Source organism: Thauera aminoaromatica (genome assembly GCF_000021765.1).
GTDB classification, from domain to species: domain Bacteria; phylum Pseudomonadota; class Gammaproteobacteria; order Burkholderiales; family Rhodocyclaceae; genus Thauera; species Thauera aminoaromatica.
Genome location: NC_011662.2, coordinates 2,604,186 through 2,626,908 on the forward strand (window position 1 = coordinate 2,604,186; position 22,723 = coordinate 2,626,908).

At 67.8% G+C, this 22,723-nt stretch carries 24 protein-coding genes; 4 read left to right on the forward strand and 20 right to left on the reverse strand.

The window, feature by feature from the left end; translation table 11 throughout:
- Positions 1-3 precede the first annotated feature (3 nt).
- The 9 genes from TMZ1T_RS11455 to rpoE form a co-directional block, all read right to left on the reverse strand.
- The gene (locus TMZ1T_RS11455; RefSeq protein WP_012585478.1) at positions 4-366 is read right to left on the reverse strand and encodes a DUF4845 domain-containing protein; all 363 of its coding nucleotides are present in this window, start codon (positions 364-366) and stop codon (positions 4-6) included.
- A 13-nt stretch (positions 367-379) separates the two neighbouring features.
- The gene (gene lepB / locus TMZ1T_RS11460) at positions 380-1,168 is read right to left on the reverse strand and encodes a signal peptidase I (RefSeq protein WP_004302705.1); all 789 of its coding nucleotides are present in this window, start codon (positions 1,166-1,168) and stop codon (positions 380-382) included.
- A 40-nt stretch (positions 1,169-1,208) separates the two neighbouring features.
- The gene (lepA, locus tag TMZ1T_RS11465) at positions 1,209-3,005 is read right to left on the reverse strand and encodes a translation elongation factor 4 (RefSeq protein ID WP_004302707.1); all 1,797 of its coding nucleotides are present in this window, start codon (positions 3,003-3,005) and stop codon (positions 1,209-1,211) included.
- A 78-nt stretch (positions 3,006-3,083) separates the two neighbouring features.
- The gene (locus TMZ1T_RS11470) at positions 3,084-3,344 is read right to left on the reverse strand and encodes a glutaredoxin family protein (RefSeq protein ID WP_012585479.1); all 261 of its coding nucleotides are present in this window, start codon (positions 3,342-3,344) and stop codon (positions 3,084-3,086) included.
- An 11-nt stretch (positions 3,345-3,355) separates the two neighbouring features.
- The gene (locus TMZ1T_RS11475) at positions 3,356-4,801 is read right to left on the reverse strand and encodes a Do family serine endopeptidase (protein ID WP_041589853.1); all 1,446 of its coding nucleotides are present in this window, start codon (positions 4,799-4,801) and stop codon (positions 3,356-3,358) included.
- A gap of 14 nt (positions 4,802-4,815) precedes the next feature.
- Entirely contained in the window at positions 4,816-5,286 is a 471-nt protein-coding gene (locus TMZ1T_RS11480; protein WP_231570676.1) for a SoxR reducing system RseC family protein, read from the reverse strand.
- Positions 5,283-6,251 (reverse strand): MucB/RseB C-terminal domain-containing protein, encoded by a 969-nt coding sequence (locus tag TMZ1T_RS11485; protein ID WP_012585481.1) that lies wholly within the window; start codon positions 6,249-6,251, stop codon positions 5,283-5,285. Before TMZ1T_RS11485 ends, TMZ1T_RS11480 begins: the two co-directional genes overlap by 4 nt.
- Positions 6,248-6,787, reverse strand: a complete 540-nt coding sequence (locus TMZ1T_RS11490; RefSeq protein ID WP_012585482.1) for a sigma-E factor negative regulatory protein — start codon at positions 6,785-6,787, stop codon at positions 6,248-6,250. Before TMZ1T_RS11490 ends, TMZ1T_RS11485 begins: the two co-directional genes overlap by 4 nt.
- A gap of 8 nt (positions 6,788-6,795) precedes the next feature.
- Positions 6,796-7,395 carry an RNA polymerase sigma factor RpoE gene (gene rpoE / locus TMZ1T_RS11495; protein ID WP_004302718.1) on the reverse strand — a complete coding sequence of 200 codons (600 nt, stop codon included), beginning with the start codon at positions 7,393-7,395 and terminating at the stop codon, positions 6,796-6,798.
- A gap of 217 nt (positions 7,396-7,612) precedes the next feature.
- On the opposite strand from rpoE, the gene nadB reads away from it, so the two are divergent.
- Positions 7,613-9,211, forward strand: coding sequence for an L-aspartate oxidase (gene nadB, locus TMZ1T_RS11500; RefSeq protein ID WP_004302720.1), 1,599 nt, complete (start codon positions 7,613-7,615; stop codon positions 9,209-9,211).
- Positions 9,212-9,259: 48 nt separating this feature from the next.
- Here nadB and TMZ1T_RS11505 read toward each other — a convergent pair whose 3' ends face one another.
- From TMZ1T_RS11505 to TMZ1T_RS11545, 9 genes are all read right to left on the reverse strand, one after another.
- Positions 9,260-9,757, reverse strand: coding sequence for a protein YgfX (locus TMZ1T_RS11505; protein WP_012585483.1), 498 nt, complete (start codon positions 9,755-9,757; stop codon positions 9,260-9,262).
- 22 nt (positions 9,758-9,779) lie between these two features.
- The gene (fabF, locus tag TMZ1T_RS11510) at positions 9,780-11,015 is read right to left on the reverse strand and encodes a beta-ketoacyl-ACP synthase II (protein ID WP_004302724.1); all 1,236 of its coding nucleotides are present in this window, start codon (positions 11,013-11,015) and stop codon (positions 9,780-9,782) included.
- Positions 11,016-11,114: 99 nt separating this feature from the next.
- Positions 11,115-11,354 carry an acyl carrier protein gene (gene acpP / locus TMZ1T_RS11515; RefSeq protein WP_002930040.1) on the reverse strand — a complete coding sequence of 80 codons (240 nt, stop codon included), beginning with the start codon at positions 11,352-11,354 and terminating at the stop codon, positions 11,115-11,117.
- Between the two features lie 88 nt (positions 11,355-11,442).
- A complete protein-coding gene (gene fabG, locus TMZ1T_RS11520) occupies positions 11,443-12,192 on the reverse strand; it encodes a 3-oxoacyl-ACP reductase FabG (protein ID WP_004302726.1) in 750 nt (249 codons plus the stop codon).
- 3 nt (positions 12,193-12,195) lie between these two features.
- Positions 12,196-13,125, reverse strand: coding sequence for an ACP S-malonyltransferase (gene fabD, locus TMZ1T_RS11525; RefSeq protein ID WP_004302728.1), 930 nt, complete (start codon positions 13,123-13,125; stop codon positions 12,196-12,198).
- A 45-nt stretch (positions 13,126-13,170) separates the two neighbouring features.
- The gene (locus TMZ1T_RS11530; protein ID WP_004302731.1) at positions 13,171-14,136 is read right to left on the reverse strand and encodes a beta-ketoacyl-ACP synthase III; all 966 of its coding nucleotides are present in this window, start codon (positions 14,134-14,136) and stop codon (positions 13,171-13,173) included.
- Complete coding sequence (plsX, locus tag TMZ1T_RS11535) at positions 14,133-15,149, reverse strand: phosphate acyltransferase PlsX (RefSeq protein ID WP_004302734.1); 1,017 nt, start codon at positions 15,147-15,149, stop codon at positions 14,133-14,135. The genes TMZ1T_RS11530 and plsX overlap by 4 nt, the downstream gene beginning before the upstream one ends.
- A gap of 95 nt (positions 15,150-15,244) precedes the next feature.
- On the reverse strand, positions 15,245-15,424 hold the full coding sequence (gene rpmF / locus TMZ1T_RS11540; RefSeq protein WP_004302736.1) for a 50S ribosomal protein L32: 180 nt from the start codon (positions 15,422-15,424) through the stop codon (positions 15,245-15,247).
- A 29-nt stretch (positions 15,425-15,453) separates the two neighbouring features.
- A complete protein-coding gene (locus TMZ1T_RS11545) occupies positions 15,454-15,978 on the reverse strand; it encodes a YceD family protein (protein WP_012585484.1) in 525 nt (174 codons plus the stop codon).
- 141 nt (positions 15,979-16,119) lie between these two features.
- On the opposite strand from TMZ1T_RS11545, the gene TMZ1T_RS11550 reads away from it, so the two are divergent.
- Together TMZ1T_RS11550 and TMZ1T_RS11555 are read left to right on the forward strand one after the other, a co-directional pair.
- Positions 16,120-16,695: a Maf family protein gene (locus TMZ1T_RS11550; RefSeq protein WP_004302740.1), complete on the forward strand. Its 576-nt coding sequence runs from the start codon at positions 16,120-16,122 to the stop codon at positions 16,693-16,695.
- Entirely contained in the window at positions 16,692-17,420 is a 729-nt protein-coding gene (locus tag TMZ1T_RS11555) for an SAM-dependent methyltransferase (protein WP_004302742.1), read from the forward strand. The genes TMZ1T_RS11550 and TMZ1T_RS11555 overlap by 4 nt, the downstream gene beginning before the upstream one ends.
- 15 nt (positions 17,421-17,435) lie before the next feature.
- Here TMZ1T_RS11555 and TMZ1T_RS11560 read toward each other — a convergent pair whose 3' ends face one another.
- Positions 17,436-18,092: an HAD-IA family hydrolase gene (locus TMZ1T_RS11560; RefSeq protein WP_004302744.1), complete on the reverse strand. Its 657-nt coding sequence runs from the start codon at positions 18,090-18,092 to the stop codon at positions 17,436-17,438.
- Positions 18,085-19,044 carry an RluA family pseudouridine synthase gene (locus TMZ1T_RS11565; protein WP_004302746.1) on the reverse strand — a complete coding sequence of 320 codons (960 nt, stop codon included), beginning with the start codon at positions 19,042-19,044 and terminating at the stop codon, positions 18,085-18,087. The genes TMZ1T_RS11560 and TMZ1T_RS11565 overlap by 8 nt, the downstream gene beginning before the upstream one ends.
- Before the next feature lie 448 nt (positions 19,045-19,492).
- Between TMZ1T_RS11565 and TMZ1T_RS11570 the strand changes: the two genes are divergently transcribed.
- A complete protein-coding gene (locus tag TMZ1T_RS11570; RefSeq protein ID WP_012585485.1) occupies positions 19,493-22,678 on the forward strand; it encodes an Rne/Rng family ribonuclease in 3,186 nt (1,061 codons plus the stop codon).
- Positions 22,679-22,723: the final 45 nt, after the last annotated feature.

Below are 22,723 nucleotides of genomic sequence, written 5' to 3' on the forward strand. Positions count from 1 at the left end.
GGCTCAGCGCGGCTCGCTGCTCGGATGCAGGTCGATCGACAGGCTGACGTTGGCGAGCAGGGGAATCTTGCGGGTGTACTCGACGTCGATGACGGTGCGGACACCCGACTTGTCGATCGTCAGATCCGCGCCACCGACGCTGCTCACGTCGTCGATCTGCCGGCGCCGATCGAAGCTGCGCCGCACCTCGATCAGGCTCGCCCCCTTGTCGGACTCGTCGGCGACGATTCCGAGGATGCGCTTGATGGCGAGATACTCGTTGATCACCGGAACGCTGCGGAACCCGACGACGAGCACGAAGGCCGCGATCACGCCGGTCACCAGCACGCCCAGAAGCGTGAGCCCGCGTTGGGAACGCATCTTCATCTCCACCCCCATTTCAGTCGAAGCCGCCGATCCGCTTCATGTCGCCGAAGTTGAACCAGATGAAGAAGGCACGCCCGACGATGTTCTGGTCCGGCACGAAGCCCCACACGCGGCTGTCGCTGCTGGCGTCGCGATTGTCGCCGAGCACGAAGTAGTGCCCGGCCGGCACCGTGCAGCGCACGCCCGCATGCACGTAGGTGCAATGCTCGCGCCCGGGGAAGTTGAGCACCTGCGGCACGTAGGCCGGCGCGTCGCGCTCGATCAGCACAGAGTGCTCGACCTCGCCGAGCCTCTCGACGTATTTCGGCGAGTAGTACAGCCGATCCGGATGCAGGTAGCTGCCGTCCTCACGGATCGGCACCGCCTCGCCGTTGATGGTGAGGCGCTTGTCGATGTATTCGACGCGGTCGCCGGGCAGGCCGACCACGCGCTTGATGTAGTCCATCGACGGATCGGCCGGATAGCGGAAGACCATGACGTCGCCGCGCTGCGGATCGTTCACGGCGACGATCTTGCGGTTGATCACCGGCAGGCGGATCCCGTAGGTCCACTTGTTGACCAGGATGAAGTCGCCCACCAGCAAGGTCGGGATCATCGAACCGGAAGGGATCTTGAAAGGCTCGACGACGAAGGAGCGCAGGCCGAACACGATCAGGATCACCGGGAAGAAGCTCGCGCCGTACTCCACCCACCACGGGTCGGGCGTGCCCGCGGGACGCAGCTTGCGCGCGTGAAAGCGGTCGACGGACCACAGCGCGCCGGAGGCGATCAGCAACAGGAACAGGATCAGGGCAAAGTTCATGCGGTTTCCGTCTTAGGCCGGCCCCCAGGGCCGGCGTCGATCACTTGCCTTCGTCGGTGCGCAGCACGGCGAGGAAGGCTTCCTGCGGGATCTCGACGTTGCCGACCTGCTTCATGCGCTTCTTGCCTTCCTTCTGCTTCTCGAGCAGCTTCTTCTTGCGCGTGATGTCGCCGCCGTAGCACTTGGCGAGCACGTTCTTGCGCAGGGCCTTGATGGTCTCGCGCGCGATGATGTGCGCACCGATCGCCGCCTGCACCGGCACGTCGAACATCTGCCGCGGGATCAGGCCGCGCAGCTTGGCGGCGAGCTCGCGGCCGCGATACTGCGCGCTGGCGCGGTGCACGATGACGGACAGCGCGTCCACCTTCTCGCCGCCCACCATGAGGTCGAGCTTGACGAGGTCGGCCGTGCGGTACTCCTTGAAATCGTAGTCGAGCGAGGCGTAGCCGCGCGACACCGACTTGAGCCTGTCGAAGAAGTCCATCACGACTTCGTTCATGGGCATCTCGTAGATCAGCTGCACCTGGCGGCCGTGGTAGCGCATGTCGATCTGGTTGCCGCGCTTCTGGTTGCACAGCGTGATCACCGGTCCGACGTAGTCCTGCGGCAGGAAAATGGTCGCGGTGATGATCGGTTCGCGGATCTCCTGGTACTTGCCGGGCTCCGGCAGCTTGGCCGGATTCTCGATGCGGATGATCGAGTTGTCGTTCAGTACCACCTCGTAGACCACCGTCGGCGCGGTGGTGATGAGGTCCATGTCGAACTCGCGCTCGAGGCGCTCCTGCACGATGTCCATGTGCAGCAGGCCGAGGAAGCCGCAGCGGAAGCCGAAGCCGAGCGCCTGCGAGACCTCGGGCTCGAACTGCAGCGAGGAGTCGTTCAAGCGCAACTTTTCGAGCGAGTCGCGCAGTTGGTCGTATTCGGAAGATTCCACAGGATACAGGCCGGCGAAGACCTGCGGCTTGATCTCCTTGAAGCCGGGCAGCGGCGCACTCGCCGGCTTGTTGGCGAGCGTGATCGTGTCGCCCACCTTGGCTGCCTCGATCTCCTTGATGCCGGCGATGACGAAGCCCACCTCGCCCGCGCGCAGCGCATCCCGGCCCACCGAGCGCGGCGTGAACACGCCCACCTGGTCGCAGGGATACTGCAAGCCGTTCGACATCAGCAGGATGCGGTCCTTGGGCTTGAGTTCGCCGTCGACGACGCGCACCAGCATGACCACGCCGACGTAGTTGTCGAACCAGGAGTCGATGATCAGCGCCTTCAGCGGCCCGTCGGGCTCGCCCTGGGGCGGCGGCACCCGGGCGACGATGGCCTCGAGCACCTCCTCCACGCCCAGGCCGGTCTTGGCCGAGCACAGGATGGCCTCGGAGGCATCGACCCCGATGACGTCCTCGATCTCACCGCGCGCGTTCTCGGGGTCGGCCGCGGGCAGGTCGATCTTGTTGAGCACCGGCACCACCTCGACGTCGAGGTCGAGCGCGGTGTAGCAGTTGGCCACGGTCTGCGCCTCGACGCCCTGCGAGGCATCGACCACCAGCAGCGCGCCCTCGCAGGCGGCAAGCGAGCGGCTGACCTCGTAGGAGAAGTCGACGTGTCCCGGCGTATCGATGAGGTTGAGGTTGTAGACCTGCCCGTCCTTGGCCTTGTAGTGCAGGGCCGCGGTCTGCGCCTTGATCGTGATGCCGCGCTCGCGCTCGATATCCATCGAGTCGAGCACCTGCTCCTCCATCTCGCGCTCGGACAGGCCGCCGCAGAAGTGGATGAGTCGGTCGGCCAGGGTCGATTTGCCGTGGTCGATGTGGGCAATGATGGAGAAGTTTCGGATGTGCTTCATTTGAAACGAAAAAGGTGCCTTTCAGCACCCGTTTCGGAAAGGATTCGGTTAGTCGCCGGGCGGGTTCGGTCCAGCGCGTCAGGCCCGCGATTCTAGCGGAAAACCGCCCAGATAAGCGCGGACCGCGGCCTCGTCGAGGTGATAGTGGCAAAGTTCGTGCTCCCCGTGCAGCAGCACGGGCACCCATTCACCCCAGCGCGCCTCGAGCTCGGGATGCTGGTCGACGTCGATCACCTCGATGCCCCAGCCGGCCGCTTCGGCGAGCGGGCGCAGGGCGTCCACGAGCACATGGCACAGGTGGCACCATTCCCGGCTCATCACGGTAAAACGCCGTTCCATCGCGACCGGGCTCACTTGTCGGCGCGCAGGCTGACATAGGACGCGCTCTCGCCGCGCCCGACCAGCAGGGTGACCTGCTGCCCGGGCTTGAGTGCGGCGACCACGCGTTCGAAATCCTCGATGCGATCGAGCCTGGCCTGGCGCCCTTCGACGACGATCGCCAGCACGAGGTCGCCGGGAACGATCTGGGCCCGCGCGGCGGACTTTTCGGCACGCTGCACCAACAGGCCGTGCGCAAGCCCGCGCTCGCGCCGCTGCTGCGCCGTGGGCGCGACGAGTTCGAGGCCGAGGCGGTTGGTCGCGCCCGTGGCCAGACCGACCGCCACGGGCTCGACCTCTTCCTCCGGGTCGCGCCATTCGCCCAGCGTCAAGCTCAGGGAACGCGGCGCCCCGTCGCGATAGATCTCGACCTCGACCTTGCTGCCCGGGCGCGCCGCCGCGACGATGCGCGGAAGGTCGGCCGAATTCTCGACGTTGCGCTGGTTGAAGCGCACGATCACGTCGCCCTGGACGACGCCGCCGAGCGCCGCCGGACCACCGGCCTCCACACTGCTCACCAGCGCACCCGCAGGGCGCGGCAGCCCGAAACTGTCGGCGAGGTCGCGGGTGATCTCCTGGATCGACACCCCGATGCGCCCGCGCTCCACCCTGCCCTTCTCGCGCAGTTGCTGCTGCACGTCCATCGCGACATCGATCGGGATCGCGAAGGACAGACCCATGAACCCGCCCGTACGACTGTAGATCTGCGAATTGATGCCGATCACCTCGCCACGCAGGTTGAACAGCGGCCCGCCCGAATTTCCCGGATTGATCGCGACGTCGGTCTGGATGAAGGGCACGAAGTTCTCGTCGGGCAGACTGCGCCCCTTGGCGCTGACGATGCCGGCGGTGACCGACTGCTCGAAGCCGAAGGGCGAACCGATCGCCAGCACCCACTCGCCCACCGCGAGCGCCTCGGGGTCGCCGAGCACGACATGAGGCAGGTCCTTGGCCTCGATGCGGATCAGCGCGACGTCGCTGCGCGCATCGGCGCCGATCACCGTGGCGTCGAACTCGCGCTTGTCGGCGAGGCGGACCACGATGCTCTCTGCGGCCTCCACCACATGCGCGTTGGTGAGGATGAAACCGTCGGCGCTGATGATGAAGCCCGAGCCGAGCGACTTGTCGTCGGGCTCCGCCCCCGGGTACTCGGGCATGCGCGGGATGAACTTGCGGAAGAACTCGAACATCGGATCCGACTCGTCGAGTTCCGGAAGACGGAAGGGTTGCTTCTGCGGCTGCGCAGCCACCTGGGTGGCGCTGATATTGACCACGGCGGCGCCCTGTGTCGCCACGAGGCGGGTGAAATCGGGGAGCATCGCCCGCTCTGCCGTGCCGGCCGCGAAGCCCCTCGGCGCGCAGAGCATCAGCAGGAGACAGAGCACCACGGCGAGCGCCCTCGCGGCGCTCGTTTGCATGCGGACTTCGGGGTTCATTGCAGGACGCGCAGCCGGCGGCTGCAATTCTCCTCGACCGAGAGCTCCATGCTGAGACTGTTCCGCCAGTTGCGGCTGCGCGACAGCATCCGATTGACGACCCAGGCCAGCGCGAGCCCCGCGACGCCCCCGGCCAGACCCCAGGCATCGCCGTGCTGCACGCCGCCCAAGAGGCTGCCGAACGCGGCGCCGACCAGAAGCAGCAGCGTCCCCAGCCCGTAGCTGACCAGCGCCGCGCGCAGCGGCGCACCGTCCGGGATGCGGATCACCACCGCATCGCCAGCTGCGAAGCGGGCGTCCGCGGGGATGGAGAATTCGTCCCGGGGCATGCCGAAGACGTGGGAGATCTGCACCGAGCCGCAACCACCCGGCTCGTCACAGCGTCCGCAGCCGCCCTGCTTGCCACTGAGCTTGACCCAGGCCTGACCATTCTCGATCCGCAGGATACGGGCGCGCGCTTCCATCATCGTGCCTCCGGCCGAATGCCCTCGCCGATGCGACGCACCGCCGCCTCTGGCGCCTCGCCGAGTGCGGTGACAAGGTGACCGTCGATCGCGCGCTTGAAAATGTTGATCGCGCCGCTGGAGAGCGGGCCGAGGCCGGCTCGCGAACCCTCGCCGATCGGTTCGATGAACACGGAGATCGCCGCCAGCCCGTCGCTGAAAACCATGTGCACCGCTTCACCGCGATCCCGCCCCAGCGGGCGCTTCATGGCCGAGGTGAGCGCGTAACCCGGAACCGCCGGCTCGAGCACCCAGCCGGCAGCCTCGACGGACATGCTGACACCGCGCGCATTGACCATCCGCCAGCCTTCGTCGGTCTTGAAGCGCGACTCGAGCAGGCTGTTCTCCACCTCGCCCCCGATGCGCAGCTCGCTGAAGCTGAATTGCTCGATGACAGCACCGTGCTGATCGAGCGTACGCGACTTCAGCAGCAGGCCCGACTGCACGTCGGCCCACAGCACGTGGCCGTAGCGCAATTCGTCCTTGGGCTCGAGGACCAGCGCCTGGGCCTCGAGCCCGGCCACCCTGCCCAATTCGCCCTTGCGCACACGGTAGTTTTCGGCCAGCCCGGTCGGCGACGCCGGCAGGCGAGCCGGGAAGGCGCGACGGCCCTGCGCTTCGTCGATGATCACCGTGCGCTCGTCGGGCAATACGCAACGCACCTCGGCACCACGGCGGATGATTTCGCGCGGACTGCCATCGAGGACCTCGAGGCGCTCGTACTCGCCGCTGGCATCGACACGATGCGCGATCCGCGAGGTCTCGACATGGCTGCCGGACTGATACACGAAGGTGCCAACGTAATTGAGTCGTTGCCCCGCGGTCGAGATGCGTCCGAGCCAGGACAAGGGGTCGGTCGGGTGTTCGGCAGACGCCGGTCCCTGCGCGAGCAGCGCGCAGAGACCGAGCATGGCGGGGAACCACCTCATCGAGCGCCGCCCTCGCGCGTGTCGGATACGGTGCGGACGTACTGCACGCCGGCCGGCATCGGGCCGCCGCGGCTGAGGCCCTGATGGGCGAAGAGATACTCGCGCATCGGATCGGCCGCCGGAGCGGCGACCGGGCGCACATTCGAGGAACCGACGAACTGGATCGGCGACGCGGCGACCGCCATCTGCGGCGCCGGCGCGTCCTGCCGGTACAGACTCGCGGCCACCAACCCCACCGCGGCCACCCCCATCACCGAAGCGGCCAGCGGCATCAGGCGATGCACGAGGCCGCGCTGCGCGAGGCCTGCCGCCGGGACCCCAGGCGCGAGCAGCGTCGGCTCGTCATCCAGGCTGACCATGACACGGGAAACGAAATCACTTGAACCGGCGGAGTCGCCACGCAGGGTGTCGCCGATCAGGCAATAGGTGTCCCACTCCTTGCGCAGCGAAGCATCCTTGCGCATGCCGTCGAACACCGCACGCATGCCCTGGTCGTCGAGATCTCCGTCGAACAGCGCCGACACTTTGTCCTTCATGCTTGCACCTACCAACGTTTGTCCGGGGCCGTGTCCAGCAGGGGCCGCAGACGTTCTGCTATCGCTTCGCGCGCACGGAAGATCCGCGAGCGCACCGTGCCAATCGGGCATTCCATGATGCCGGCGATCTCCTCGTAACTGAGCCCTTCGAGCTCGCGAAGCATGATCGCCGTCCTCAGTTCCTCGGGCAGTGCGGCCATCGCGTCCTCCACGGTTTCGCCGATCTGGCGGGTCATCAGCAGCCGCTCGGGCGTGTTGATGTCGCGCAACTGATCGCCTTCCTCGAAGGTCTCCGCCTCTTCAGAATCGAAACTCGTCGAGGTCGGGGCCCTGCGCCCCTGGGAGACCAGGTAGTTCTTCGCCGTGTTGATGCCGATGCGGTACAGCCAGGTGTAGAAGGCACTGTCACCCCGAAACGAACCCAGCGCTCGATAAGCCTTGATGAAGGTCTCTTGCGCCACGTCCTCGACTTCTGCCGAGTCGCGGATCAGCCTCGACAGCAATCTGTTCAGCTTGCGCTGGTACTTGGATACCAGCAGACCGAACGCCTGCTTGTCGCCACGTTGAACACGCTCGACGAGTTGCTGATCGAGTTCCCGATCGCTCATGGGTTCCTGTTGATTCCGGGGAATTCAAAGATTCGAAGATCCCGGATTATAAGCGAGCGGGCCACGTACTCAGCAGAAATCGAAGACACTGGAACTGACAGGGTCGGGTGGAAATAGTTCAGGCGCGCGGACGGGCAGGACGGACGACCGGGCGCGCCCGACGGCCTGTCACCGCATGCTATATTCCCTCTCCCGCAAATCCTGCCCGAGCGACATCTTGCTGAAACAGTACGACGTACTCATTCTTGGCAGCGGCACCGCCGGCCAGTCGATGGCCCTCCGTCTGGCGGACCGCCTGCGCGTGGCGCTCGTGACCAAGCGCGAGTTGGCTGACAGCGCGAGCAACTGGGCGCAGGGCGGCATCGCCGCGGTGCTCGACAACACCGACAGCATCGAAGCTCATATCCAGGACACCTTCGTCGCCGGCGCCGGCCTGTGCAACCCCACGTCGACGCGCTTCGTGGTCGAGAACGGCAAGCGCGCGATCGAATGGCTGATCGACCGCGGCGTACCCTTCACCCGCGAGGCCGACTCCCAGCTCGGCTACCACCTCACCCGCGAGGGCGGCCATTCCCACCGGCGCATCATCCACGCCGCGGACGCCACCGGCGCGGCGGTGCAGGCGACACTCGGCGACCACGTGCGCCGACACCCGAACATCGACATCTACGAGCACCACATCGCGGTCGATCTCATCACCGCGGACAAGCTGGGGCAGTCCGGCGCAGGCTGCCTCGGCGCCTACGTGCTCGACATCCACGGCGAGCGCGTGCTGACCTTCGCCGCGCGCAACACCGTGCTCGCCACCGGCGGCACCGGCAAGGTCTATCTCTACACGACCAACCCGGACGTCGCCACCGGCGACGGCGTCGCGATGGCGTGGCGAGCGGGCTGCCGGGTGGGGAACATGGAATTCATCCAGTTCCACCCCACCTGCCTGTACCACCCGCAGGCGAAGTCCTTCCTGATCTCCGAGGCGGTGCGCGGCGAGGGAGGCCTGCTGAAGCTGCCCGACGGCACGCGCTTCATGCCCGAGCACGACCCGCGCGAGGAGCTCGCACCGCGCGACATCGTCGCGCGCGCGATCGATTTCGAGATGAAGAAACGCGGCATCGACTGCGTCTACCTCGACATCAGCCACAAGCCGGCCGACTGGCTGCGCGGCCACTTCCCCAATATCCACGCGCGCTGCCTGGAGCTGGGCATCGACATCACCAAGGAGCCGATCCCGGTCGTGCCCGCGGCGCACTACTCCTGCGGCGGCATCATGACCGACCTTGCCGCGCGCACCGGCGTTCCCGGGCTCTACGCCGTGGGCGAATCTGCATGCACCGGCCTGCACGGCGCCAACCGCCTCGCGAGCAACTCGCTGCTCGAATGCCTGGTGTTCGGCGAAGCCGCGGCCGAGGACATCCTCTCCAAGGCGCAAGAGCCTGCACCCGTGCTTCCGGCTTGGGACGAGAGCCGCGTCACCGACGCCGACGAGGAGGTGGTGATCTCGCACAACTGGGCGGAACTGCGCCGCTTCATGTGGGACTACGTCGGCATCGTGCGCACCAACAAGCGCCTGCGCCGCGCCCAGCACCGCATCCGCCTGCTGTCGCGCGAAATCCACGAGTTCTACTCGAACTTCCGCGTCAGCAACGACCTGATCGAGTTGCGCAATCTGGTGACCACTGCGGACCTGATCGTGCGCTGCGCGCTCAAGCGCAAGGAAAGCCGCGGCCTGCACCACTCGCGCGACTATCCCGAGACACTTCCACGCGCACGCGACACCGTGCTTCGTCCGCCGGCGCGCACGCCCCGCAAACGCTGAGCGTCAGCCCTGTCGCGCCGGCGCGATCCGTCCGCGGACGAGACCGCGTCAGCGCGCAGCGGCTTCGGGCCCGACGCGCCCCGAGCGATGGCGCAGCCAGACCCTGAGGAGGCGGAAACTGCCGGCGGATAGATTGCCGGGAACGAGGAACAGCGTTCGAGCAACCGGGGCGCCCTGCCCCGGCGCCGATATCTGCGCGGGCACCAGCGTGAACCAGGCGGCCATCGGCAACACCACCTGCGAGCGTTCGCGCACCCGATACAGCCCACCTTCACCGTCCGGTTCCTGCAACAGTTCGAGCGTGCCGTCGCGCTCCAGCCAGAGCGTGCAGCCATCCAGACGAGCCTGCGCACGCAAGCCGCGAAACAGCGACAGGAAGATCAGCGCCCAGGCGCAGGCGGCGATCGCCCGATCCACGTCTCCCGCCTCCCAGTCCGTGAAGACAGGCACGTGAAAAAGCGCCAGTGCGGCCGCTGCATGCACGACCCACACCGACGCTTTCACGAGACTGCAGCCGCGCAGCTTCAGTTCGACGGGGAACTGCATGCCGCGGAGCAGAACGAAAGGCTCACACCCGGCGGAACACCAGGGTGCCGTTGGTTCCGCCGAAGCCGAAATTGTTCTTCAGGGCCACGTCGATCTTCATCTCGCGGGCGACGTTGGCGCAGTAGTCGAGGTCGCACTCCGGATCCTGCTCGAAGATGTTGATCGTCGGCGGCGAAATCTGGTGGTACACCGCCAGCGCGGTCACAACCGACTCCAGCCCCCCGGCGCCACCGAGCAGGTGACCGGTCATCGACTTGGTGGAGTTCACCACCAGCTGCTTCGCCGCTTCGACGCCGAAGGCGAGCTTGATCGCGTCCGTCTCGTTCTTGTCGCCGAGCGGGGTCGAGGTACCGTGCGCGTTGAGGTACTGCACCTGATCGACGTTCACGCCGGCGTCCTTCATCGCATTGACCATGCTGCGGCGCGGGCCGTCGGTGTCGGGCGCGGTCATGTGGTAGGCGTCGCCGCTCATGCCGAAGCCGGCAACCTCGGCGTAGATCTTCGCGCCCCGGCGCCTGGCGTGCTCGTACTCCTCGAGCACCATCACGCCGGCACCCTCGCCGAGCACGAAGCCGTCACGCCCCTTGTCCCACGGCCGGCTGGCGGTGGCGGGATCGTCGTTGCGGGTGGACAGCGCCTTGGCCGAGCCGAAGCCGCCAATGGCGAGGTTGGTCACGGTGGATTCCGCGCCACCGCACACCATCACGTCGGCATCACCGTAGCCGATCATGCGCGCGCCCATGCCGATCGCGTGCAGGCCGGTTGTGCAGGCGGTGACCACCGCGAGGTTGGGCCCCTTCATGCCGAACATGATCGAGAGGTTGCCCGAGATCATGTTGATGATGGTGCCCGGAATGAAGAAGGGCGAGATCTTGCGCGGGCCGCCACCGAGGAAGTCGTTGTGCGTATCCTCGATCATCGGCAGGCCGCCGATCCCCGAACCGATATTGATGCCGATGCGGTCGGCGTTGGCCTCGGTGACCTCGATGCCGGAGTCGCGGATCGCCTGGATGCCAGCGGCCATGCCGTAGTGGATGAACACATCCATGCGGCGAGCTTCCTTGGGCGACAGGTAGGCGGACACGTCGAAGTCCTTCACCTCGCCGGCGATGCGGGCAGCGAAGTTGCTCGCGTCGAAACGGGTGATCGGACCGATGCCGCTCTTGCCGGCGATCAGGTTGGACCAGGCTTCGGTAACAGTATTGCCGACAGGCGAGATCACGCCCAGACCGGTGACGACGACTCTACGACGCGACACAGGCGACTCCGTTGAAATCGTTGGAGAAATTCAAACCTGTCCGGTTGCCGCAACGATGCGCGGTAACGCGGACAGGACGCGCGGGAAAATGCGCGGGGATTACTTCTTGAGGTGGGCGTTGACGTAGTCGATCGCCTGCTGGACGGTGGTGATCTTCTCGGCCTCTTCGTCCGGGATCTCGCACTCGAATTCTTCTTCCAGCGCCATGACCAGTTCCACGGTGTCCAGCGAATCCGCGCCCAGATCATCGACGAACGAAGACTCGGTCTTGATCTCCGATTCGTTCACGCCAAGTTGCTCAGCGACGATCTTCTTGACGCGCTGTTCGATGTTCTCCATGAACCAACTCCTTCCTGAGGGTGACAGGTGAATGTAAAAAGCCGGCGTATTCTACCAAAACGCCGCGGAACCGCTATCCCGACGCAAATCAGGACATGTACATGCCGCCATTGACGTGCAGGGTGGTCCCCGTCACATAGGCGGCAGCGGGGGAGGCGAGGAACGCCACGGCGCCGGCGATTTCTTCCGGACGACCGAGACGGCCCAGCGCGATGTTGCCGAGCAAGGCGTCGCGCGCGGCTTCGGGCAGCGCGCGCGTCATGTCGGTGTCGATGAAACCGGGGGCGACGCAGTTGACCGTGATGTTGCGGCTGCCGAGTTCGCGCGCCAGCGCGCGCGTCATGCCCGCCACGCCGGCCTTGGCGGCGGCGTAGTTGGCCTGGCCCGGGTTGCCGGAGCTGGCCACCACCGAGGTGATGTTGATGATGCGGCCGTGGCGGGCCTTCATCATGCCGCGCATGACCAGCTTGCTCATGCGGAAGACCGCGCGCAGATTGGTGTTCACCACCGCATCCCACTCCTCGTCCTTCATGCGCATGGCAAGGTTGTCGCGGGTGATGCCGGCATTGTTGACCAGGATGCCGACCGCACCGAAGCGCTTCTCGACCTCGCCGACCAGCGCCTCGCAGGCTGCCGCGTCGGTCACGTCCAGCGCCATGCCGGCCCCCTGGATGCCGGCGTCGGCGAGCGCCTTGCCGATATCGGCGGCGCCGGATTCCGAGGTGGCGGTGCCGACCACCGTCGCACCCAGGCGGCCGAGTTCGAGCGCCACCGCACGGCCGATGCCGCGCGACGCGCCGGTGACCAGGGCGACCTGGCCTTCGAGCGAAAAACTCATGTCTTACCTCACCGCCGCAATGGCTTGTTCCAGGCTCGCCGCGTCATGCGCCGAGCCACCCTCGACTTCCTTGGCGATGCGCTTGGTCATGCCGGCGAGCACCTTGCCGGGGCCGCACTCGATGACGTGGCTCATGCCGCGGGCGCCCATCGCCTGCACGAGCTCGATCCAGCGCACCGGCGAATACGCCTGCCGCACCAGGGCGTCGCGGATCTTCTCGGGATCATCGTAAACCGCGACGTCGACGTTGTTGATGACGTCGATCTCCGGCTTGACGATCGCCACACCGGCCAAGCGCTCGGCCAGGCGCTCGGCGGCCGGGCGCATCAGCGCGCAATGGAAGGGCGCGGAAACAGGCAGCAGCACGGCACGCTTGGCGCCCTTGGCCTTGGCGATCTCGCTCGCGCGCTCGACCGCGGCCTTGGCGCCGGCGATCACGATCTGCCCCGGCGCGTTGAGGTTGGCTGCCTCGACCACCTGGCCCTGCGCGGCCTCGGCGCAGGCCGCATGCACCGCGTCGGGCTCCAGGCCCATCACCGCCGCCATCGCGCCCTCTCCCGCCGGCACGGCCTCCTGCATGGCTTGGGCGCGGAAACGCACCAGCGGCACGGCGTCCTTGAAGGCCAGCGCGCCCGCGGCGACCAGCGCCGAGTACTCGCCCAGGCTGTGGCCGGCGACCAGGGCCGGTTTCGGCCCGCCCGCGGCCCGCCAGGCACGCCAGGCCGCCACGCCGGCGGTCAGCATCAGCGGCTGGGTGTTGACGGTGAGGGCAAGGCGCTCGGCAGGGCCGTCGCAGACCATCGCCCAGAGATCCTCTCCGAGGGCCTCGGAGGCCTCCGCGAAGGTGTCACGGATGACGGCGGACTCGCCGTAGGCGGCCATCATGCCGACCGATTGCGAACCCTGGCCGGGAAAAACCAGCGCAAAAGCCATGCTGTTCTCCGCTTGTGTCGAAAGTGGGAAATCGGGAAACGAAGCTCAGAAATCGATCAGGGCCGCGCCCCAGGTGAAGCCGCCACCGACGCCCTCGACCACGATGCGATGCCCCGGGCGCAACCGCCCCGCACGCACCGCCTCGTCGAGCGCGAGCGGAATCGACGCCGCCGAGGTGTTGCCGTGATGATCGAGCGTGGTCACGACGCGCTCCATCGGCACACCGAGCCGCTTGGCGGTGGCCTGGATGATGCGGATGTTGGCCTGATGCGGGATCAGCCAGTCGACACTGGACGCCTGCACACCCGCGGCATCCAGCACCTCGTTGGCCACATCGCCGAGCACCTTGACCGCGAACTTGAACACGGCCTGGCCGTCCATGCGCAGGAAGGGATCGCCGATCACCTGCCCCGAGGCCACAGCGCCCGGCACGCACAGGATGGGGTGGTGGCTGCCGTCGGCGTGCAGCGCCGAAGCCAGGATGCCCGGCCGCTCCGAGGCCTCGAGCACGACCGCGCCTGCGCCGTCGCCGAAGAGCACGCAGGTGCCCCGGTCGGACCAGTCGAGGATGCGCGAGAACACCTCGGCGCCGATGACCAGCGCGCGCTTGTTGCTGCCCGAGCGGATGAACTTCTCGGCCACGCTGAGCGCATAGATGAAGCCGCTGCACACCGCCTGCACGTCGAAGGCGGCGCCGCCGTTGCGGATGCCGAGCTTGGACTGCACGAGGGCCGCCGTGCTCGGGAAGATGTAGTCGGGCGTGGAGGTGGCGACGATGATGAGGTCGATGTCCTCCGCTTCGCAGCCGGCGGCCTCGATCGCGCGCTCGGCGGCGACGCGGGCGAGGTCGCTCGCCCCGGTGTCGGCCGCCGCCAGATGGCGGCTGCGGATGCCGGAGCGGCTGACGATCCACTCGTCGGAGGTATCGATGCCACGCTTGACCAGGTCGTCGTTGCTGACCGGTTCGCCGGGCAGGTAGCTGCCGGTACCGGCAATCCGTGCATAGATCATGCCTTCGCCTCGTTCATGCTCGCCATGCGTTCGGAGATGCGCTCGATGAGCCGGTTCGACGCCGCTTCGGCAGCGCGCGAAAGCGCATTGCCGAATGCGAGCACGTCGGCCGAGCCGTGACTCTTGAGCACCACGCCGCGCAGGCCGAGCAGCGGCGCACCATTGTAAAGACGATGATCGACGCGCTTCTTGAAGCGCTTGAGCACCGGCATCGCCGCCACCGCCAGCAGCTTGGTGAACAGCGTGCGCTTGAACTCCTGCTTCAGGAAGGCGCCGACCATCTGCGCCAGGCCCTCGGAGGTCTTGAGCGCGACGTTGCCGACGAAGCCGTCGCAGACGACCACATCCACCGTGCCCTCATAGATGTCGTTGCCCTCGACGTTGCCCTGGAAGTTGAGGCCGCTGTTACGCAGCAGCTCGCCCGCTTCCTTGACGACGTCGTTGCCCTTGATGACCTCCTCACCGATGTTGAGCAGGCCGACCGTAGGACGGTCCTTATGCTCGATCGCAGCGACGAGCATCGCGCCCATCACACCGAACTGGAGCAGATGCTCGGCGCTGCAATCGACGTTGGCGCCGAGGTCGAGCACATACGTGTGCCCCTTCATCGACGGCAGCACGGTCGCGATCGCAGGGCGATCGATCCCGGGCAGGGTCTTCAGCACGAAGCGCGAGATCGCCATCAGCGCGCCGGTATTGCCCGCCGAGACGGCAGCGCTCGCCTCGCCCGCCTTGACGAGGTCGACCGCGACGCGCATCGACGAATCCTTCTTGTTGCGCATGGCGATCGCGGGCGGATCGTCCATGGCCACCACCTCGGAGGCCGCGCGCACGCGGATGCGCGCGCCGAACTCGGTCGTCGCGTTGCCGAGCAGGGGCGCGATCGCCTCCTCCCGCCCGACGAGGATCGCGCTGGCCTGGGGATGGCTGCGCAGGAATTCCAGCGCGGCTGGCACGGTCACGACCGGGCCGTGATCGCCACCCATGCAGTCGATCGCAATGGTGACACCCATCGGGTTCTCGCGTGATTACAGGTTTCGGGAGCCGGAAAAAAGGCGGCGCCGGCGCAATGCGCCCGACGCCGCCCTTCTCGATTCAGGCAGCAGGATTACTCGCCCTTGCCCTTGGCGACCTTCTTGCCACGGTAGAAACCGCTGGGGCTCACGTGGTGGCGCAGGTGGGTCTCGCCGGTGGTGGGCTCGACGGCCAGCGCCGGACCGGTGAGGAAGTCGTGGGCACGGTGCATGCCACGCTTGGACGGGGACTTCTTGTTCTGCTGAACGGCCATGAGTAAAGCTCCTAAAACAAATATCGCGCCTATTTCGCGCTGTGACTGCCTCGCAGCGACGCCAGCGCAGCGAAAGGCGATTCCTTCGACGCACCACCATCGGGCCGTGGCGCGTCACAAACCTGGTGTCGCGGGGCGATCGGCAGGGCGAGCAGGATCTCGTCCTCGACCAGGGCGATCACGTCGAGCTCGCCATCGAGCTCGATCGCATCGATCTCGTCATCCTCGAGCTCTTCCTCGGGGATGGGCTGACCCGAACGCACCGGCTGCAGCACCGAGTCCACCCGGACCGGCCATGCCATCCCGCCGAGGCAGCGCTGGCAGCAAAGCTGCAACTCGCCCTCGAACATCAGGTGCAGCCGCGGTTCACGCGCCTCGACGCCTTCGACCATCGACCCCTCGATCCGCCACGACACCTGCCCGCCGGACGACGCGAGCACGTCGGACAGACGCAACATCTCCGCGACAGCGGTCACGCCTTCCAGCGTGCGCGCCTCCGCGGCAAATCGAAACGGGTCGGAGATGATCCTGGATGGATCGCCATGTTGCGACATAAGCCGCGCATGATAATATTTTTCGCATCGGCCTGTAAAGGCTTCATTCGATTCGGGAAGCCCCACCCCGATCCCTCCTCTCCAGCACAGTCGCGCGAACAACTCGACCGGTCTCCGGCGGGTCGTGTTCGCACCGGACCCATGAAGATCGTCCTCGCCTCCACCTCCGCCTACCGCCGGATGCTGCTCGAGCGCCTGCAACTCCCCTTCGAGACCGACCGCCCGGAGACGGACGAATCGCCTCTGCCCGGCGAGGCACCCGCCGCCACCGCCGAACGCCTGGCGCTGGAGAAGGCCCGTGCCGTCGCCGCGCGCTGGCCCGGCGCGCTGATCATCGGCTCGGACCAGGTCGCCCACCTCGGCAACGAGGTCTTCGGAAAGCCGGGCACCGAGGCGCGTGCGATCGCGCAGTTGCAGCGCATGCGCGGACAGACCGTGGTCTTCCACACCGCACTCGCCCTGCTCGACACCCGCAGCGGCCACGCCCAGGTCGAGGGCGTGCCGACGCACGTCCGCTTCCGCGAACTCTCCGACGACGAGATCCGCCGCTACGTCGAGCGCGAACGGCCGCTCGACTGCGCCGGCAGCGCCAAGTCCGAAGGCCTCGGCATCGCGCTGCTCGAAGCGATGCGGGGCGACGACCCCACCGCACTGATCGGCCTGCCGCTGATCGCCCTCGCGCGCATGCTGCGCACGGCCGGAGTGCATCTCCCATGAGCGGCGACGCCATGCCGCGCGGCAACCTCTACCTGGTCCCCGTGGCCCTGGGCGAGCACACACCGTGGGCACACTTCCTGCCTGCGCAGGCACAGGCGATCGCAGCCGGCCTGCGCCACTTCGTCGTTGAGACCGCGCGCGCGGCGCGCGCCCACCTCAAGCAGCTCGACTATCCCCACCCGCTGCGCGACACGGACATCCGCGAGCTGCCCGCCGAGGCCGCCGACGCGGCGCTCGACGCGCTGCTCGCCCCCGCGCTCGCCGGCACGGACCTCGGCCTGCTCTCGGACGCCGGCTGCCCGGCGGTGGCCGACCCCGGCGCCCGCCTGGTGGCACGCGCGCACGCCCTCGGCATCCGCGTCGTGCCGCTGGTCGGCCCCTCCTCCATCCTGCTCGGGCTGATGGGCTCGGGGCTCAACGGCCAGAGCTTCGCCTTCCACGGCTACCTGCCGGTGGCCGAGGGCGAGCGCGATGGGGCCCTGCGCACGCTCGAGGACGAATCCCGGAAGCTCGGGCGCACGCAGATCTTCATCGAGACGCCTTATCGCAACGAGCGCATGCTCGACGCCCTGCTGCGCACGCTCAAGCCCGAAACCCGGCTGTGCGTGGCCTGCGAACTCAACACCGCGGACGAATTCCTCCTCACCCGCAGCGTGCGCGAGTGGAAGAAGGCTGCGCGCCCCGCCCTCGCCCGCCGCCCCGCGCTCTTCCTGCTGCTGGCCTGAACGACGCTACGCGGCTCAGGCGTTGGCCAGCAGCCAGCCCGCGAGCTCGCCCGGCGTACGCACGCAGGCGAGCGGGGACTCGGCCACCAGCACCTCGACCGGATGCGCGCCGAAGCCCACCGCCAGCCCGGCGGTGCGCGCGTTCTTCGCCATCTGCAGGTCGTGGGTGGTGTCGCCGATCATCAGGGTGCGCTCCGGCGCCACGCCGAGCTCGTCCATGAGCGCTTCAAGCATCGCCGGATGCGGCTTGGAGAAGCACTCGTCGGCGCAGCGCGTGGCATGAAAATAGCGACCCAGCCCGGTGTGGCAGAGCGCACGGTTCAGGCCCACGCGGCTCTTGCCGGTGGCGACCGCCAGCAGGTGGCCGCGCCCGGCAAGCGCGTCGATCAGCGCGTCGATGCCCTCGAAGAGGCTCAGCTCGTGATCCGAGGACAGGTAGTGGTGACGATAGCGCTCGACCATGCGCGGATAGTCGGACTCTTCCAGATCGGGCACGGCGTGGCGCAACGCATCGCCCAGGCCGAGGCCGATGACGTAGCGCGCGCGCTCCTCGGAGGGCACCGGCAGATCGAGGTCGCGCGCCGCGGCCTGCATCGCACGCACGATGGCGGCAGCCGAATCCATCAAGGTGCCGTCCCAGTCGAAGACGATCAGGTCGAAACGTTCAGCCATGCTTTTTCTCCGCGGCATCGAGCCGGTCGAGGAAGGTTTGCAGGTCCGCGGGCAGCGGCGAATCGAAGGCGAGCGGCGCACCGGTGAGCGGGTGGGCGAGGCGCAGCTTCGCAGCGTGCAGGAACATCCGCCGCAAGCCCTCGACCTCCAGGCGCTTGTTGAGCGCGAAGTCGCCGTATTTGTCGTCGCCGCACAGCGCGAAGCCGAGATGGGCAAGATGCACGCGGATCTGATGCGTGCGCCCGGTCTTCAGTTCCACCTCGAGCAGGCTGTAGTCGCGCCAGCGCCGTACCAGGCGCACGATGCTGTGCGCCGCCTTGCCCTCGTCCGCGACGCGCACCCGGCGCTCGCCTTCGGCGGTCAGGTACTTGTGCAGCGGAACCTTGACGTGCTGCAGCGGATTGGACCAGCGCCCCGGCACCAGGGTCAGATAGCGCTTCTCCACGCTGCCCTCGCGCATCATGTCGTGCAACGCGGTGAGCGCCGAGCGTTTCTTCGCGACGATCAGCAGCCCCGAGGTCTCGCGGTCGAGGCGATGGGCGAGCTCGAGCATGCGTAGCTCGGGGCGCTGCACGCGCAGCTGCTCGATCACCCCATAGCTCACCCCGCTGCCGCCATGCACCGCCTTGCCGGAGGGCTTGTCGATGACGAGCAGCGCCTCGTCCTCGTACACCACCGGCAGCGGCTTGCCCGCCGGCGCGGGTGCGGCGTGGGTCGGCTCGGCGATGCGGATCGGCGGGATGCGCACCTCGTCGCCCTCCTGCAGGCGATAGGTCTGCTGCACGCGACGCCCGTTCACCCGCACCTCGCCGCTGCGCAGGATGCGATAGACGTGGCTCTTGGGCACCCCCTTGGCGATGCGCAGGAGGTAGTTGTCGATGCGCTGGCCCGCCGCCGCCTCGTCGATGCGTTCGTGGCGAACCGCGATCGCTTTGCCTTCAATCGTCGTCATGAAATATACTTTCGCGCGGTTGAACCGGTCGCTGCCACCCAAGTGCGGCGCGTCAGCAGTCCGTCAGGTCGAAACACCTGCTCCGGACGACGCGCGCAGACTGCTGGCAAAGAGCCCTGAAGAGCGCTCCCGGTCACAACCCTTGCCCGCCATCCAAGGCCGAAAAGGCGCCGATGGTAACGCAAGCGATCCCCTTCGACACACCCATCCAGCCCCCGGGTTGGATTTTGACGCGCAAGTCACCGACGCAGGATCAAATGTTCCGGCCACGCTGCCGCACCGGCACCGCGGGCGGGAACAAGAGAAATTCGACCAGCCGACCCATCACAGCCCTGTTAACCCACCGGATGAAAGCAGCAGCCCTACCCAATCGCTCCTGATCCCGGAAAGCGCGATGGTGCGCGCCGTTCGTCCTGCCCGTGTGTCTTCTCGCGGGAGAACGATCCAAATGAAGCGCATGCTTTTCAATGCGACGCAGGCCGAAGAACTGCGCGTCGCGATCGTGGACGGTCAGAAACTGATCGACCTCGATATCGAATCGGCCGCCAAGGAAGAACGCAAGAGCAACATCTACAAGGCCGTCATCACCCGCATCGAGCCCAGCCTCGAGGCGGCGTTCGTGGACTACGGTGCCGACCGCCACGGCTTCCTGCCGTTCAAGGAGATCTCGCGTTCCTACTTCCAGCCTGGTGCGGACGCCAAGGCCTCGATCAAGGAAGCCCTGAAGGAAGGCCAGGAACTCATCGTCCAGGTCGAGAAGGACGAGCGCGGCAACAAGGGTGCGGCGCTCACCACCTACATCTCGCTGGCCGGCCGCTATCTGGTGCTGATGCCCAACAACCCGCGCGGCGGTGGCGTCTCGCGCCGCGTCGAGGGTGACGAGCGCGCCGAACTGCGCGAGAACATGGATCAGCTCGACGTCCCCCAGGGCATGAGCCTGATCGCGCGCACCGCGGCGATCGGCCGCAGCGCCGAAGAGCTGCAGTGGGACCTCAACTATCTGCTGCAGCTGTGGACCGCCATCGAAGGCGCGGCACAGGGCCAGTCCGGCGCCTTCCTGATCTACCAGGAAGGCAGTCTGGTGATCCGCGCGATCCGCGACTACTTCCAGCCCGACATCGGCGAGATCCTGATCGACACCGACGACATCTTCGAGCAGGCCACGCAGTTCATGGCCCACGTGATGCCGGGCAACGTCGCCCGCGTGAAGCGCTACAGCGACGACGTGCCGCTGTTCTCGCGCTTCCAGATCGAGCACCAGATCGAGTCGGCCTATTCGCGCCAGGTGAACCTGCCCTCGGGCGGTGCCGTGGTGATCGACCATACCGAGGCGCTGGTGTCGATCGACGTCAACTCGGGCCGCGCCACCAAGGGCTCGGACATCGAGGAGACCGCCTTCCGCACCAACTGCGAGGCGGCCGACGAGATCGCCCGCCAGCTCCGCCTGCGCGACCTCGGCGGCCTCATCGTCATCGATTTCATCGACATGGAATCGGCCAAGAACCAGCGCGAGGTCGAGAACCGCCTGCGCGACGCGCTGCGCCACGACCGCGCCCGCGTGCAGACCGGCAAGATCAGCCGCTTCGGCCTGCTCGAGCTGTCGCGCCAGCGCCTGCGCCCGGCGCTCGCCGAAACCAGCTACATCACCTGCCCGCGCTGCAACGGCACCGGCCACATCCGCAGCACCGAATCGTCGGCGCTGCACATCGTGCGCATCCTCGAAGAAGAGGCGATGAAGGACAATACCGGCGCGGTGCACCTGCAGGTGCCGGTCGATGTCGCCACCTTCCTGCTCAACGAGAAGCGGGTCGACATCGCGCGCATCGAGATGCGCCACAAGGTGCAGCTCATCATCGTTCCGAACCGCCATCTCGAGACGCCGGCGCACGAGATCATCCGCCTGCGCCACGACCAGCTCAACACCGAGGACATCGCCCTGGCGAGCTATCAGATGGTGCAGAAGCCGGTCGAAGAGGACACCCGCCTGCCCTCCAAGGCCAACGAGCGCCCGGCACGCCCCGAGGCCGCGGTGAAGGGCATCGCCCCCGCGCAGCCTGCCCCGATGGCTGCACCCGAGCCCGCTCCCGCCTCGGCCCCGGCCCCTGCCGCGCCCGAGCCCAAGGGGCTGATCGCGCGCATCATGGGCTGGTTCTCCGCCGGCAAGGGCGCCGCGGAACCGGTCCCCGCCCCGGTCGTGGAAGAGACTCCGAAACGCGAGGCGCGCCCGCGTGGCGAACGCAGCGGCGAGGGTCGCCGCAATGGCGGCAGCAATGGCGGCCGTGGCCGTCGCGGCGAGCGCGACGGCGAGGCGCAGCCCTCCACCCGCGGCAGCCGTGCCGAGCGTGGCGAGAGCACCGAGCGCCCGCAGCGCGTCGCGGCCGAGCGTGCCGAGCGCCCCGAGCGTGCCGAGCGCCCCGAGCGTGCTGAACGCCCCGAGCGTGCCGAGCGCAGCGAAGGCGGCCGCCGTGGTCGCGGCCAGCGCGGCGAGCGTGCCCAGGAAGGCGCCGAGCAGCGCGCGGCCCAGACCGAGGACGATCTGCTGAAGGCCGCCACCGCCACTGCGATGGTGGCAGCGGCCACGACGGCGGACTCCGGCACGACCGAGACCGTTGCCAGCACGGAAGGCGGCGAAGAGGAAGGCACCCCGTCCGAGAAGCGCCGCCGTCGCGGCCGTGGCCGCGGCCGTCGCTCGGGCGAGCCGCAGGGCATCGACGGCGCCGCCGAAGCGGGTAACGAAGCCGAGACCGGGGCGAAAGCGCCCGAGGGCGAACTGCCGGGAATCGCGGCGTCCGCCGTCGAGCAGGGGACCGTCGAGTCCGCGCACGCTGCCAGCCCGGTCACGACCGGACAGGACGCGAACGTCGGCGCTGCCGCCACAGCCGTGGTGCAAACCGCTCCGGCGGATGCGCAGATCGCCGAACTGCCGATCGTCGGCGGCACCGCGGAGGACGTCACACCGGTCGCCCTGGCCGCACCTCAGGTGCCGCTTGCCCCGGTGCCGGTCGGCGCAGCGCTGGAAGTCGTCGCTGAAACGGCGCCTGCCGCGGAGGTCCCGGTCGACAAGGCCCTTGCGGCCGAAGCGGTGCTCGCCGAGCAAGGTGCTGCTGCCGAAGAGCTTGCCGCCGGGAGTGCTGCCACGGTCGAAGCGGTATCCGCCGCGGCGCCCCGTGCCGAGACCGCTGCCATGATCGATTCGGCTTCTGCCGAGGAAGCGCCGCCTGCGGTCGCCTCCGCAGCGGGCGAGGAGGCGGTCATCGGCACCGAACCCGTCGCGGTCGCCGAGCCCGCCCCCACGTCGAGCGCCGGCGTCCCCCCCGAGGTCGCCGCCGCAGCGCCGGAAGCCGTGCCAGCCCCGCTCGCGGATTCGACGGAGGTCGCCGAACCGTCCGTGCCTGCGGCAGCCGAGTCGACGGTGGTTCGCGCGATGGAAGCCGGCCGTGCCAGCCACGCGCCGAGCGCACCGATCGCGGTGCCGTCCGGCGACAGCGGCCTGATCAGGATCGAGACCGATCCGGCCAAGCGCGTGCAGTTCGGCACCGGCGCCCCGGAGCAGCCGGCACGCCTGGGCCGCCAGCCCCGCCCGGCCGCAGTGATCGCCGAAGAGCCGCTGCAACAGGTCGAGACCCGCAAGTAAGCGGTTCCACCAACCCCGGCGCGAAGGCTTGTCGAGCGCACATCG

Bases quoted from the DNA above. Each gene is read 5' to 3' on its own strand.
- TMZ1T_RS11530 (WP_004302731.1), bottom strand. From the start codon at position 14,136: ATGATCTATGCACGGATTGCCGGTACCGGCAGCTACCTGCCCGGCGAA.
- TMZ1T_RS11470 (WP_012585479.1), bottom strand. From the start codon at position 3,344: ATGGAACGGCGTTTTACCGTGATGAGCCGGGAATGGTGCCACCTGTGC.
- rpoE (WP_004302718.1), bottom strand. From the start codon at position 7,395: ATGAGCGATCGGGAACTCGATCAGCAACTCGTCGAGCGTGTTCAACGT.
- TMZ1T_RS11485 (WP_012585481.1), bottom strand. From the start codon at position 6,251: ATGAGGTGGTTCCCCGCCATGCTCGGTCTCTGCGCGCTGCTCGCGCAG.
- TMZ1T_RS11565 (WP_004302746.1), bottom strand. From the start codon at position 19,044: ATGACGACGATTGAAGGCAAAGCGATCGCGGTTCGCCACGAACGCATC.
- fabG (WP_004302726.1), bottom strand. From the start codon at position 12,192: ATGAGTTTTTCGCTCGAAGGCCAGGTCGCCCTGGTCACCGGCGCGTCG.
- lepA (WP_004302707.1), bottom strand. From the start codon at position 3,005: ATGAAGCACATCCGAAACTTCTCCATCATTGCCCACATCGACCACGGC.
- TMZ1T_RS11455 (WP_012585478.1), bottom strand. From the start codon at position 366: ATGAAGATGCGTTCCCAACGCGGGCTCACGCTTCTGGGCGTGCTGGTG.
- fabD (WP_004302728.1), bottom strand. From the start codon at position 13,125: ATGGCTTTTGCGCTGGTTTTTCCCGGCCAGGGTTCGCAATCGGTCGGC.
- TMZ1T_RS11490 (WP_012585482.1), bottom strand. From the start codon at position 6,787: ATGAAGGACAAAGTGTCGGCGCTGTTCGACGGAGATCTCGACGACCAG.
- plsX (WP_004302734.1), bottom strand. From the start codon at position 15,149: ATGGGTGTCACCATTGCGATCGACTGCATGGGTGGCGATCACGGCCCG.
- TMZ1T_RS11560 (WP_004302744.1), bottom strand. From the start codon at position 18,092: ATGGCTGAACGTTTCGACCTGATCGTCTTCGACTGGGACGGCACCTTG.
- TMZ1T_RS11555 (WP_004302742.1), top strand. From the start codon at position 16,692: ATGAGCGGCGACGCCATGCCGCGCGGCAACCTCTACCTGGTCCCCGTG.
- TMZ1T_RS11475 (WP_041589853.1), bottom strand. From the start codon at position 4,801: ATGCAAACGAGCGCCGCGAGGGCGCTCGCCGTGGTGCTCTGTCTCCTG.
- TMZ1T_RS11545 (WP_012585484.1), bottom strand. From the start codon at position 15,978: ATGTCGCAACATGGCGATCCATCCAGGATCATCTCCGACCCGTTTCGA.
- acpP (WP_002930040.1), bottom strand. From the start codon at position 11,354: ATGGAGAACATCGAACAGCGCGTCAAGAAGATCGTCGCTGAGCAACTT.
- rpmF (WP_004302736.1), bottom strand. From the start codon at position 15,424: ATGGCCGTTCAGCAGAACAAGAAGTCCCCGTCCAAGCGTGGCATGCAC.
- TMZ1T_RS11550 (WP_004302740.1), top strand. From the start codon at position 16,120: ATGAAGATCGTCCTCGCCTCCACCTCCGCCTACCGCCGGATGCTGCTC.
- TMZ1T_RS11480 (WP_231570676.1), bottom strand. From the start codon at position 5,286: ATGATGGAAGCGCGCGCCCGTATCCTGCGGATCGAGAATGGTCAGGCC.
- lepB (WP_004302705.1), bottom strand. From the start codon at position 1,168: ATGAACTTTGCCCTGATCCTGTTCCTGTTGCTGATCGCCTCCGGCGCG.
- TMZ1T_RS11505 (WP_012585483.1), bottom strand. From the start codon at position 9,757: ATGCAGTTCCCCGTCGAACTGAAGCTGCGCGGCTGCAGTCTCGTGAAA.
- TMZ1T_RS11570 (WP_012585485.1), top strand. From the start codon at position 19,493: ATGAAGCGCATGCTTTTCAATGCGACGCAGGCCGAAGAACTGCGCGTC.